The 13142-nt window shown below is 28.5% G+C and carries 9 protein-coding genes; 3 read left to right on the top strand and 6 right to left on the bottom strand.

Going from position 1 to position 13142, the window contains the following annotated elements; all coding sequences use genetic code 11:
- Positions 1 to 459: 459 nt before the first annotated feature.
- Positions 460 to 1437: a type I phosphomannose isomerase catalytic subunit gene (locus tag BR69_RS0114480; protein WP_027633812.1), complete on the bottom strand. Its 978-nt coding sequence runs from the start codon at positions 1435 to 1437 to the stop codon at positions 460 to 462.
- Between the two features lie 443 nt (positions 1438 to 1880).
- On the bottom strand, positions 1881 to 3671 hold the full coding sequence (locus BR69_RS0114475) for a tetratricopeptide repeat protein (RefSeq protein ID WP_027633811.1): 1791 nt from the start codon (positions 3669 to 3671) through the stop codon (positions 1881 to 1883).
- Between the two features lie 304 nt (positions 3672 to 3975).
- Between BR69_RS0114475 and BR69_RS0114470 the strand changes: the two genes are divergently transcribed.
- Entirely contained in the window at positions 3976 to 5331 is a 1356-nt protein-coding gene (locus tag BR69_RS0114470) for a Mur ligase family protein (protein WP_034850060.1), read from the top strand.
- 18 nt (positions 5332 to 5349) lie between these two features.
- On the top strand, positions 5350 to 6081 hold the full coding sequence (locus tag BR69_RS0114465) for a type 1 glutamine amidotransferase (RefSeq protein ID WP_027633809.1): 732 nt from the start codon (positions 5350 to 5352) through the stop codon (positions 6079 to 6081).
- 125 nt (positions 6082 to 6206) lie between these two features.
- On the opposite strand, the gene BR69_RS0114460 is transcribed toward BR69_RS0114465, so the two are convergent.
- Positions 6207 to 6983, bottom strand: coding sequence for a polysaccharide deacetylase family protein (locus BR69_RS0114460; RefSeq protein WP_027633808.1), 777 nt, complete (start codon positions 6981 to 6983; stop codon positions 6207 to 6209).
- A 441-nt stretch (positions 6984 to 7424) separates the two neighbouring features.
- Between BR69_RS0114460 and BR69_RS0114455 the strand changes: the two genes are divergently transcribed.
- The gene (locus BR69_RS0114455; RefSeq protein ID WP_027633807.1) at positions 7425 to 8330 is read left to right on the top strand and encodes a DMT family transporter; all 906 of its coding nucleotides are present in this window, start codon (positions 7425 to 7427) and stop codon (positions 8328 to 8330) included.
- Between the two features lie 386 nt (positions 8331 to 8716).
- On the opposite strand, the gene BR69_RS0114450 is transcribed toward BR69_RS0114455, so the two are convergent.
- The 3 genes from BR69_RS0114450 to asrC all read right to left on the bottom strand — a co-directional run bounded on the left by BR69_RS0114450 (position 8717) and on the right by asrC (position 13141).
- A complete protein-coding gene (locus BR69_RS0114450) occupies positions 8717 to 10411 on the bottom strand; it encodes a M3 family oligoendopeptidase (protein WP_027633806.1) in 1695 nt (564 codons plus the stop codon).
- Positions 10412 to 10657: 246 nt separating this feature from the next.
- The gene (locus BR69_RS0114445) at positions 10658 to 11737 is read right to left on the bottom strand and encodes an NADH:flavin oxidoreductase (RefSeq protein WP_242840700.1); all 1080 of its coding nucleotides are present in this window, start codon (positions 11735 to 11737) and stop codon (positions 10658 to 10660) included.
- A 441-nt stretch (positions 11738 to 12178) separates the two neighbouring features.
- Entirely contained in the window at positions 12179 to 13141 is a 963-nt protein-coding gene (gene asrC / locus BR69_RS0114440) for a sulfite reductase subunit C (protein ID WP_027633804.1), read from the bottom strand.
- Position 13142: the final 1 nt, after the last annotated feature.

Raw genomic sequence — 13142 nt, 5'->3', positions numbered from 1 at the left:
TACCTTTAAAACTTAAAGTAAAGCTTATATATCCTAAAACCAAGAATTATTATAGGGGTTTTATATTTTTGTATAATACTACAAATTTTATTTCTATATAGGTTTAAACCCAGTGTATTTTTATAATTTATGATAATTTCATGATTTTTTTATTACTGATTTAATTTATTATAATAGTACTTTAAACCATATTGAATGTTTTCCTTCATTTTATTATACAAACTTCATAATCTTATTTAACCATACTACTCTACTTTTCTAATGGTATTAATTTGGTTTTATTATAAAATAATTTAAACCCTCAGCGGATTTATATTCCACTGAGGGTTTTTTATTTTAACTTATTTATTTTACCTTAACGTACTTCTATTAAGAAAATCATGTAGGTTATAGATAATGTTCTGCATAAGTTAATAATCTATTCTATTATTTAAAATATATTGCTATTAATAGATATTATTATTTTTTTATTTCTTCTAATATCTCCTTCTCTACTTTAGCTACATTAGGAACATAACTCTTAAGAAGTTTTAGTCTCCCTAAAATAGTATACCTCCCAAGGTTTGCTGGAATTAATACGCTATCTCCCTTTTCAATTTCCTCTATTCCATCCTTATATAAAATTTTTCCTTCCCCTTCTACACAGGTTAATACAAAAAATCTTTCCTTATCGCTAGTTTCTTCTAATTTTTCTTCTATATTATATTCCTCTAAGGAAAAATGCTCACATAAGGCATAATATGTCTTTGTATATCCTACCTTCTCCACCTTAATTCCTAAGCTTTTTTCTCCTTTTAGTGAAAAGTCTATTACATCTAAAGCTTTATCCACATGTAGATCTCTACCCCTATTATAGTCATATACCCTATAGGTGGTATCTGAGTTTTGTTGTATCTCTGCAATTATAACCCCTTCCCCTATGGCATGAACAAGTCCACTTTTTACAAAATAAACTTCTCCCTTTTTTACTGGAACCTTATTTAAATATTTATCTAACTCTCCTTTATCTAGAGCTTCTATAAATTTTTCTCTTGTACAATCCTTTGTTCCTACAACAAGATTTGCTCCTTCTAAGGCTTCAACTACATACCATATCTCGGTTTTTCCTGGTTCATTTTCCATTCTAAATCCATATTCATCATTTGGATGTACTTGAACTGAGAGCTTATCATTAGCATTTATAATCTTAATAAGTAACGGAAATCTCTTTTCATCTATTTCCTTACCTAAAACTTCATCCTTATAGCTTTCTATAAGCTCATTAAAAGACATACCTTTAAACTTTCCATTACTAATCTTCCCTGTACCATTTGGATGGCAAGCTATATCCCAACTTTCTCCTATATTTCCTTCTGGAAGGTTTGTCCTAAAAAGTTCTAGGTCACGGCCACCCCAAATTTTATCATAGTAAAGATTTTCAAATTTTATTGGATACATAATTCATCTCCTCCTAGTATACTTAGTTCTATTAACTCTGTTATAACTATGAAGTGATTTTTATCTTAAGACTATGTTCTATTTAAAAAAGTACTGTATATAAGTTATAAGTAACTTTCTAATTGAATTATTATTACTATAACCTATACATTTATTCTAATGTCTAAAACTCTTATGTTTACTTATTTATCATTCTGTATTTATATTATAATTGTTATTATTGATAATTTAAAGTCTTCTTCTATTATTTATAAAATACAACTTAATTCTTTTATAGATTTATATGTTAAATTATATTATATATAACATAATACTTTTCTATACCTAACTAAAGTCTTACTTTGCATAGATTATTAGAATAATAACGGCTCCAAGCAACTTCATCTGCTTTTTAATTACTTCCCTTTTCTTCTTTGAATCTATACTTTAATTTAAAGAGAATATTAATAAAAAAGCTCAAAATCAGGAAGTACTATTTTTTCTCCACCTTTACTTTCCTTATATTCATTTAAAAACTTCTCTGCCTTATCATAATTTTCTTTAATAACCCTTTTTGTATAATCATCAGTGTTATCAGAAATACCCTCATAAGCTTTCTTTATGTTATATACTCCTCTTTCTAAGTCTTCTGTAAAATTTAAATAATAGCATCCTGCATTATTTAAATTAAGTATATCAGACTTATCAATTTCATAAGCATTTCTTGTTGCATTTATCCCATCTTCAGTATTTCCATTAAGCATATATAAGGTACCAATGGTTCTCTGATATTTAGGTGAGGTTTCATCTATTTTTATACATTCCTTTAATAATTTTTCTGCCTCTTCCTTATTTCCTTTTTCTATATTAACCATAGCCATATTGTATTTTATATTTCCATCCCTTGGCTTTATAAAAGATGCCAAAGAAAAATATTCAAGAGCTCTTTCATTATCCTTAGTAGTATTAAAATAAACATCAGCTAAATTTAAAAGCATATTATAGTTATATGGTTCTACATATAAGGCCGTCCTAAAATAAGGTTCTCCCTTTTCCGGAGTTTTCATAGCCTTTAAAATTTCTGGCATAAGAAACCCATAGTTATCAGGGTATTCTTTATTCTTCTCAATAGATTTTAAGCAATAATTTAAAGCTTCTTTATAATCTTCTTTATTAAAGTAATACCATCCTGCACCATGAAGTACCCTGTAATCCTCTCCATTGCCATCTACTATACCTTTGATAATATTATCTGCCTCTTCTTTTTTCTCCATAACATAGAGCATATTAGCCCTCATAATATTTACTTGTAGCTTTCCTATATCTCTATCCTTTATCTTTTCTAATATATCCATAGCATTAACTATAGTTTCATTATTTATAGAATATATTTTAGCAAGCCATAACTTATAGCTCAACTCCTCTGGTTCCTTTTCTATAAGCTTTGATATCTTTTCTATTAAAATATCCCTATTATAAACTGACATTTGAGCTATTATATCGTAAGTTTTATATTCTTCCTTATCTAAATACCATGCTTCCTTAAGATTTCTAAAAGCCGACTCCTCTTCATTAACTAGCATTAAAAGTCTAGCATACTCTGCTTTATCATAGGCTGATTTATCATCTAGTGGATATGTCTTTAATAATTCTTTTGCATTATTTTCCTCTCCATTTACCATATATACAGTATACATGGTTTTAATAAGTTCCTTATTATCCTTATACTTATTTAGATAACCCTTTCCTAAATTCATGGCCTCTTTATAATCTTTATTCATAAAAGTGTTAAAAACAATTAAATTTAAGATATCTTTATCTTTTCTTTCAACCTCTGTTATATCTTTATGACTTTTAAACTTTTCCCTTTCTTCCTTGGTTAAATCTATATATTTTTTAGAGTTTTCTAAATCCCCACTTACACTGTATACTTCTGCTATCTTTCCATACCAAAATGGATTTTTATCTTTTTCATAGATTTCCAAGTAATTTTCTACTGCCTTATCATAGTTTCCATCATAATACTCTATTTCTCCTTTATTTAAAGCCTTAGAAAAAAATTTTTCATTGTCTTTAATGGTATTTTTTTTAAATATATATATACCCATAGAAAATATGAAAACAGCTAAAATAATTATTCCAAGAATATTTATATATTTTTTATTTTTTATAATTAAACTTTTATTGTTTTCTGTAGAATCTTCTTTTGTAAATGTTTTCTTAACCTTGTGTAACAAATTTAAAACTTTATTCATAAATTCCCTCCACCATTTACTATACAACTTAATTTTATCAAAAACTTAATATAAACTCCATAGTTCCCCTTATTATCTATTGATTATTCCTGATTTTTATTGTATATAATTTAGGTAGACTAGTTATAAGGTAGCTTAAGTAAAATAACTAATCTAAGGTATAAAATATATTTTATGTAAATAAAAAAGATATACTATATAATATTATATAGTAGCATATTCTTCTAAATCAGTATTACATAAAAATAATTAACTGAAGAATTATTTGTTTTTAAGATGCCTAAAGCTATATAAAACTAAGGTGGTGTTCAAGATTAATATTAAGAATTTTTTAAGTATATTAGGTGCAAAAGTTACACTATTTTTAGCAAAACACCTTTTTAAAGGAGGAAGTAATTTTCCTGGAAAAGTAGCCTTAAAGATTAGTAAAAACATATTAAAACCTTTATCTAAGGGTTATAAAGTAGTATTAGTTACAGGAACCAATGGTAAAACAACAACTACTAGCATGATTTATAATATTTTAAAAGCTAATGGTAATAATGTTATAACTAATAATACTGGAGCTAATATGCTTCCTGGAATAGTAGCTTGTTTTGCAGATAATTACTCATTTTTCTCTAAAGAAGAAAAAATAGCAGTTATTGAAGTTGATGAAGCTAACGTTAAATTTATAACTGAACATTTAACTCCAGAAATTATTACTATAACTAATCTTTTCAGAGATCAGTTAGATAGATATGGGGAAGTTTATACCACATTAAATAAAATAATGGAAGGTGTAGTTAAGGTTCCAAAGACTAAACTTCTTTTAAATGGAGATGAATCCCTACTTGGAAAATTAGATGTTGAAAATGAAACAATATATTATGGTTTTAAAGAATCCATAAATAATTCAAAAATAGCTGAACTTAATGCTGATGCAAAGTTTTGTAAGGTTTGTAAGACTCCTTACCAATATAACTTTATTACCTACAATCACTTAGGAGATTTTTATTGTAGTAATTGTGGATATAAAAGGGAAGAATTACAGTACTCAGTAGACTCCATAATAGAGGTTACTCCTGATAGTTCTAATGTTTTAATAAATGGTTCAAAGGTATCCTTAAGTCAATCTGGATTATATAACATATATAATGCTCTTTGTGCTTATGCAATAACCAAGGAATTAAATGTTCCTACCGATACTATAATAAAATCCCTTGAAAACCAAAGTGCTACCTTTGGAAGACAAGAAGTTATAAATATTGACGGAAAAGAAATTAAAATGTTCCTAGTAAAAAATCCAGCTGGATATAACCAATCTTTAGATACCCTTTGTTTATCTAAAGAAAACATGTCCCTTGCTTTTTTACTTAATGATAATTATGCAGATGGTCGTGATGTTTCTTGGCTTTGGGATGTAAATTTTGAAAAGCTTAGTAACTTAGAAGTTGATGATGTTCTAATTGGTGGTGAACGTCTTTATGATATGGCTGTTAGGCTTAAAATAAGTGGATTAAACTACAAGGAATTTCAACTATGTAAAACTTTTGATAGGATTACAGAAGAAATTAAAAATTGTAAAAATGATAAGGTTTATGTATTAACTACCTATACTGCCATGATTAACTACAGAAAATATCTTCATTCTAAAGGTTATATAAAAAATCTTTGGTAATTAAAAGGAGGACTTAAAATGGAATTAAATATTTGCCATTTATATCCTGATTTGCTTAATTCTTATGGTGATTTAGGAAATATATTAATACTTAAATGGAGAGCAGAGGAAAGAGATATAAAAGTTAATATACATAATGTTTCTTTAGGAGATGAATTTAATGAATCTGATTATGATATAGTGTTTTTTGGTGGTGGTCAAGACTATGAACAATCCATAGTGTCTAAGGACCTTAAGGAAACCAAAAGAGATGCTATAGAAGATTATATAGAACGAGGTGGAGTCCTCCTTGCTATATGCGGTGGATATCAGCTCCTTGGAGAATACTATACAACTCCAGAAGGTGAAAAACTTCCTGGTCTTAATATTTTACCACTATATACTAAGGCAGGGGACACTAGATTTATAGGAAATACTGCCATAGTAAATGAAGAGCTTAATGAAAGCTATGTTGGTTTTGAAAATCATTCTGGTAGAACATATTTAGGAGAAGGATTAAAACCTCTTGGTAAATGTCTTCTTGGCTTTGGAAATAATGGTGAGGATGGATATGAAGGATGTATATATAAAAATACTTATTGTACATATTTCCATGGATCCCTTTTATCTAAGAATCCTGAGCTTTCAGATAGATTGTTAGAAACCGCCCTTAATAGTAAATATAATGATGTAGAATTAGAGCACCTTAACGATATAATGGAACTTAAAGCTAAAGAACATATATTATCTAAAATAGAACATAAAAATTAAAACCTAACTTTATAAATACTCAGATTTTATAATTTGAATTTTTATATTTACACTTAGGCTAAATAAAGAGATACTTGTATTGTAAAGTCTTATACTAATTATTAATAGGGAGTGAGGATTAATCCTCACTCCCTATTAATAATTCTACATAACTCCATTGTTTTTATATCACTCTCTGTAGCTTCATCAAAGGTCTTAAATACATAGCCATTTTCCTTAAAATTTTTAATTATATATGGTAATGCTTCTACTGTAGTATCCTTTGCCTCAGCATCATGCATAAGTACTACTCCAACCTTAGCTCCCCTAGAATCTTTTTTCACACTATTTACTATCTTAGATACAGAAACTCTATAGGCCGTGGCATCTTCTGAACTTATATTCCAATCTACATATTTATATCCCTTATCCCTAACAGTAGCTCTTATATCTTTCATAGTGTCTAAGCTGGATACTCTATTATCAGACCCTCCTGGAAACCTAAATACCTTAAGTATTCTTTCCCCAGTGGCATCTTCTATAACATTAGTACATCTTTCTAAATCTTTCATAAACCCGTCTACACTACTATATAAACTCTTATAATTATGACTATAGGAATGAGGAAGTACACACATACCGTTATCTCTTAGCCTTTTCACTAATTCAGGATTACTCTCCGCTTTGTATCCTACAACAAAAAAAGTTCCATAAACATTATTTTCTTTTAATATATTTAAAATTTTAGGGGTATTATTTCTTGAGGGTCCATCATCAAATGTTAAAAATACGACTTTCTCATCTGCATTAGCTACATTGTCCCCACTGTGGTTTTCTAAAGCATTCACCTTATAAAATGAAGATAGATATAAAAAACACATAATAAATAATAATATAATTCCTAAATTTAAACTCTTCCTCATTTTCATCCTCCTTTGTTCATCTTTAACTTTATGTTATGTAATTAGGAGATTTTTAATTAAGGTAATTCTTTCTATATATGTTGAAATTCCATTGAATAATATGTTTTAACCTATTAAGATATATGTAGAGCTAAAGTTTAACATATATAGCTTAAACTCCTGCATTTTATTTACATAGAATAGAGGAATTCATAGCTACAATATGTGGTTTTAAATTAAAACTTATTTATACCCTTTTAAAACTAATAATTTTAATGAATCAATGTTTGTATAAGTGAATCAAAGATATTAAAACCATATAGGGTTTTAAGTTTTAAACTTAATTTATACACCTATACAAAGAAAGATAAATCAAGGATATTTTTAAGGGATAAGTTAAGTGTTTATGTAAAAACCCTATAGTTTTTATAATTCATAATTTAACTTAAAGGAGGACTTATAGTGAATAAAAAACTTATTTATGCAGATATTTCATTAGTTATAGTTGCATTTGTTTGGGGGGCTGGTTTTGTTGCATCAAAAGAAGCCTTAACTATTGCTAAACCCTTTTATATGATGACTATAAGATTTATGATTTCTACACTTCTTATGGCATTAGTTTTTAGAAAAACTTTAAAAAGCATGAATAAACAGGATCTTAAAAATGGACTTATAGTTGGAATATTTTTATTCTTAGCTTTTGGTATCCAAACAGTAGGACTTCAATATACTGGTGCTGCCAAGCAAGCTTTTTTGACTGCCACAAATGTAGTTATAGTTCCATTTCTTTATTGGGGAATATGTAAAAAAAGACCTGATATATACTCAATATTTTCTGCTTTCCTATGCTTCCTAGGTATTTCTATACTTACATTACAGGATTCTTTAAGTGGAATAAATATTGGGGACATATTAACTCTTGTATGTGCATTATTCTTTGCATTACATATTGTATCTGTAGGATATTTTGCATCTAAAACTAATCCTATTGTATTAACTATAATTCAACTTGGGACTTCTGCAGTTTTATCTTTTTTTGTAGCTATCTTTACAGAACCTATACCAAGTAACTTTACCTTAAGTGGTACCTTTGCCTTATTTTATCTTGGTATATTTAGTACATTAATTGCTTTTCTGCTTCAAAATATAGCTCAAAAACATACCTCTTCTACCCACACTGCAATAATTCTATCCACAGAATGTGTCTTTGGTAGTATTCTTTCAGTTATACTTTTAAAGGAAAGCTTTACCTTTGAAATGTTTATAGGCTGCATAGTTATATTTTCTTCTATAATTATAAGTGAAACAAAACTAAGCTTTTTGAAGAAAAAAAGAAAGAAACTAAGTAGTAAAACTAATGATATCTAAACTATTAAACTAAATTATGAGATTTAATTTTTCTGCAAGAATATTATATTAAAAGTCAATTCCCCTTCCCCATATTATATACATAAAAAATAGGTTGTCTCATAATTCCTATATATGTGGATTATGAGACAACCTTATTTTATAATGATTTTTTTATTTTATCTATAACTTATAATTGTAATACTATATATAGGGTTTTTTAGCTTGAATCTTAACTTATACATGCACTTAAATCCTTTAAAACCTTAGCTCTTAAGTAGTGCATAAGATAAGTTTTGAATCAAAAAACATATATAATTTCCCTTAAATAATTAAACTATAATATAGCCTCACTTTAAATTAAGTTTATATTTTAAAAATAGTTTTAATTTTATTGTAATATTCTTTTATAATTTACTATCATCTATACCATCTAATATAGACTTACACTTTGTTATAACCTTCTCTATAGTACCCGGCTGGAATGGAGAATTTAAGTGGCAAGTTCTTAAAAGCTTTAAGAAGCTCTTAGAACCACCTTTTTTGCATAGGTCTAAATACTCTCCCCATGCCTTCTCTTTATTCCTTAAGGATTTTTTAAAGAATTGAAGAGCACATATCTGAGCTAAGGTATAATCTATATAATAAAAAGGTGATTGGAAAATATGTCTTTGTTGATACCAATAAGTTCCTTTATCTAAGAATTTATTATCCTCATAGTTCCTGTGAGGAAGATATTTCTTTTCAATATTCCTAAAGGCAGTTTTTCTCTCCTCTTTTGAAGCCTCTGGATTCTCATAAATAAAGTGTTGGAACTCATCTACTGCCACCCCGTAAGGTATAAATTCTAATGCCTTGCTTAAATGAGAATATTTATACTTATCACTGTCTTCTTTAAAAAATAATTCCATCCAAGGCCAAGTAAAAAATTCCATACTCATAGAGTGAATCTCACAAGCTTCAAGGGTTGGAAAATAGTACTCTGGTACTGAATAATCTCTGCTTAAATAGCTTTGGAATGCATGTCCTGCTTCATGAGTTAATACATCGATATCTCCAGAGGTTCCATTAAAGTTTGAAAAGATAAACGGACTTTTATAATTAGGTATATACGTGCAATATCCGCCACTAGCCTTTCCTTCCCTATTTATAACATCCATAAGTTCATTATCCATCATAAAGTCAAAGAACTCTTTAGTTTCCGCTGAAAAATCAGAGTACATTTCACGTCCTCTTTCTAAAATCCATTGAGCATCCCCCTTTGGAGTTGCATTACCACTTAAAAATTTAAAGTTTTCATCATAATAGTTAAGGGAATCTAGTCCTAATCTCTTTCTTTGCCTTTCATAAAGGCTATCACATACTGGAACTATATATTTCTTTACCTGCTCTCTAAAATTCTTAACCATTAAAGGACCATAGTCTGTCCTACAAAGCCTTGCATAAGCAAGATCTATAAAATTATTAAATCCTAGTTTTTTCGCTATTCTTGTTCTAACTTTAACTAAATCATCGAAAATTCTATCTAGGGTTTCTTCCTTTTCTTCAAAGAAAGAATATTTAGCCTCATTGGCTTCTTTTCTAGTTTTTCTATCTTTATCCAATTGAAGTGGAGTAAGTCCTGCTAAATTTAAAACTTCTCCCTGAAATTCAATCTTAGCTCCTGCTAAAACCTTAGTGTATTCTGATACCAATCTATTTTCTTCTTGAAGATCTGGTATTATTTCTTCTGAAAAGGTATTTACATGACATTTAGCAATATTAAAGAGTTGTTTACCGAATTCTTTTTCTAATTCAACTTTAAATTTTGAATCACTTAATGCCTTATAGTAGTCGCTTATTATTCCATCATATATAGGCATAACTTCATCAAAATATTTTTGTTCTTCTTCATAAAACTTATCATTTGTATCTATGCTATGCCTTACATAGCATATGCTATACACTGTATCAATCTCATTTCTTAAAAGATTTATATGTTTTATTTGAGATATTTGAGCTTCTAGAGACTCTGAATCCTTTAAACTCTTTATAAGCTTTTGAAAATCCTTTTTTAAGCCTATTATATCTGGTCTTTCATAGCTAAATTCTTTAAACTTCATAAATTCCCTCCAGCCCTTAAAATTTGACTTTATTTAAAGACTTACAACTCTAATATTACCTTTTATTACTTCAAATATAATAATTGTAAAACATCCTTATTACTTAAGTTAAAATTCAAAGTAAGCAAAAACCACCTATGAATTAATTTTCACCTTACATAATTTTAAATAAAGCCTTCTAATAAAATTATATTATTTTTTGAATATTTAATCAATATTATTATTCTCCATTTTATAAGGTATATATTACTTCTTCCTATTAAATATACAAATTACGCCCTCATCACTTCTACACTTATTGCAATCTATACACTTTGATTTATCCCTAGATTTATTTTCCCATCTATTCACAATATCACTTTCTCTTATAAATGGCCTACACATAGAAAAAAACTTTATATTTGTATTTTCATAAAGAGACTCTATTTCTTCTAGAGTTCTAAGATTTCCAACCAATATAACAGGAATATTAATAGCTTTAGATAACTCTTGTCCATAGGAACTATAATATGCATCCCCATTTAGCTTTGAAAGGCCCTCTTCCTGCGGCTCTATTTTCTCCCTGTATCCTCCTCCACTAAGCTCTATAGCATCTATTCCTCTATTTTCAAGCTCCTTACATACCCATAATACTTCACTGAACTTTACCCCATCATAGCCAAAATCTTTGCAGTTTATCTTTATAAGTACTGGATAATCCTTCCCAACTTGATTCCTTACTTCATCATAAACCTGAAAAACAATTTTAGCTCTATTTTCTATAGATCCTCCATATTCATCACTACGTCTATTATGATATGGATCTAAAAACTTACTTAATAAATATCCATGAGCCCCATGAATTTGAACACCGTGAAAACCTGCTTCCTTAACTCTTTTAGCAGCTTTTCCAAAGGATTTAACTATATAATCAATCTCTTCCTTTGTCATTTCTTTTGGAGTAACTTTAGTTAGTATATCTGGTACTGCTGAAGGTCCTAATATCTCCCTTTCACCTAAATTAAATGAGGTTTGAGATCCCCCATACACAATTTGCATAATCCCCTTCGCCCCATTATCCTCTATTACTTTTACAAGAGGCTTATACTCTTCAATAAAACTATCATCATATATACCTAGCATTTTTCCTGCTGGCTGCTCTTCCTTTGTTATATAAGCATAACCTGTTATTATAAGTCCAACTCCCCCTTTGGCTAGATCTTCATACATTTTTATAAGCTTATCAGTAACTTTCCCATTTTCTGTGGCCATGTTCTCCCAGGTAGCACTTCTTACAAACCTATTTTTAAGCTTTAAATTTCCTATGTTTGATTCTTGAAATAACATAAAAATTCCCCCTATTTATTTTAAAACTTTAATTAATTGAACTTATTTTACTAGTCTATTATTTAACATAGATTAATATTTATATATATTTATATATATTTATATTATATCAATATATATAACCTATCCCCTATGAAACTTATTGAACCTGAAGCATTTTGTCCTTCTATAGAATACATAAAAAGTATATATATTTAATTCACATTATTTAAAACCATAAACCCACATTTATATATATATGAATACAAGAGGTTCACATCTTTATCTTAAGGTTTTTAAATTTAAAAATTAATTTATACATCTTGCTAAAGCAAGATAAATCAAGTATATTTTTCATAAATAAGTTAAAAATTCATATTAAAACCCTATAAATAAAATAAGACTTAACTTCATATTTTAAGTTAAGTCTTATCTCTATATATAAAAAAATTAAGTGGCTATTTAATATTTAATTCCATTCCAGTAAATATGATTCTTAAGCACTGCTTTAGAGGAAAGATTAACATCCTTAAGTGCCCATTTTTTATATTCCTCAAACCCTGTCCTATCTATAATATATCCTATATGCTCTTTTCCTCCTGGTGCTTCTTTGTCTATATGTTGTTTTACATAATCATAGGTATTAAGAATAACCTTAACTATACTATCTTCATCTACCCATAGTATAAAATCCTCAGCAAGTCTTGGATTTTTCTTTCCTGTTCTTCCCATTATAACCAACCTATAAAACTTTTCTTTACTTCTTGACCATGCACCTGTAGGACATTTTCCTACACATTCTCCACAACCTATGCACTTATTAGGATCTCTAATTACCTTGAAATTTTCAAATGTTAATGCCCCAGTCACTCTTTTTTTACAGTTGTTAACGCAAGCCATGCAACCTACACATCTATAAGAATCATATTGAGGCTCTGTCATACCTATTATTCCAAAGTCATGCATCCTTACTTTCATACAATCATTTGGACACCCTGTTAAAGCCACCTTAAAGTGAAGGTCGTTTGGGAAAATTGCCTTCTCTATTCTTTTAGCAAAGCTAGAGGTATCATAGTTAGCAAAAGGACATACTTTATTTCCTATACAAGCAGATACATTTCTTGTCCCAGCTGCAGTATAGCCTTTTCCTTTTATCTCTTGATTAATTTCTAGCCCCTCAATAATAGGCTGAAGAAGCTCATTAACCTTTGGTATATCATTCATATCTATACCTGGTATTTCAAAACCTTGCCTTGTAGTTAAATGAAGGGTACCATCCCCATACTCCTCTGCTATATGAGAAAGCAGTGGTAAATATTTAGCCTCTATATGTCCCCCTGGAACCCTTATTCTTGATGCAGTAAAACCTCTTCTTTTGGTAACCCTAAAAGCATTCTTTTTTAATACTTTTGTATTAATATCCATA

Source organism: Clostridium hydrogeniformans DSM 21757 (genome assembly GCF_000686705.1).
GTDB classification, from domain to species: domain Bacteria; phylum Bacillota; class Clostridia; order Clostridiales; family Clostridiaceae; genus Clostridium_Z; species Clostridium_Z hydrogeniformans.
Note: the sequence above shows the minus strand (reverse complement) of the source record. Positions and strands in the feature narration are given on the sequence as shown.

What these genes read in the sequence shown, in the direction of transcription:
- BR69_RS0114480 (WP_027633812.1), bottom strand. Translation starts at nt 1,437, where the DNA reads ATGTATCCAATAAAATTTGAAAATCTTTACTATGATAAAATTTGGGGT.
- BR69_RS0114475 (WP_027633811.1), bottom strand. Translation starts at nt 3,671, where the DNA reads ATGAATAAAGTTTTAAATTTGTTACACAAGGTTAAGAAAACATTTACA.
- BR69_RS0114465 (WP_027633809.1), top strand. Translation starts at nt 5,350, where the DNA reads ATGGAATTAAATATTTGCCATTTATATCCTGATTTGCTTAATTCTTAT.
- BR69_RS0114460 (WP_027633808.1), bottom strand. Translation starts at nt 6,983, where the DNA reads ATGAGGAAGAGTTTAAATTTAGGAATTATATTATTATTTATTATGTGT.
- BR69_RS0114450 (WP_027633806.1), bottom strand. Translation starts at nt 10,411, where the DNA reads ATGAAGTTTAAAGAATTTAGCTATGAAAGACCAGATATAATAGGCTTA.
- BR69_RS0114445 (WP_242840700.1), bottom strand. Translation starts at nt 11,737, where the DNA reads ATGTTATTTCAAGAATCAAACATAGGAAATTTAAAGCTTAAAAATAGG.
- asrC (WP_027633804.1), bottom strand. Translation starts at nt 13,141, where the DNA reads ATGGATATTAATACAAAAGTATTAAAAAAGAATGCTTTTAGGGTTACC.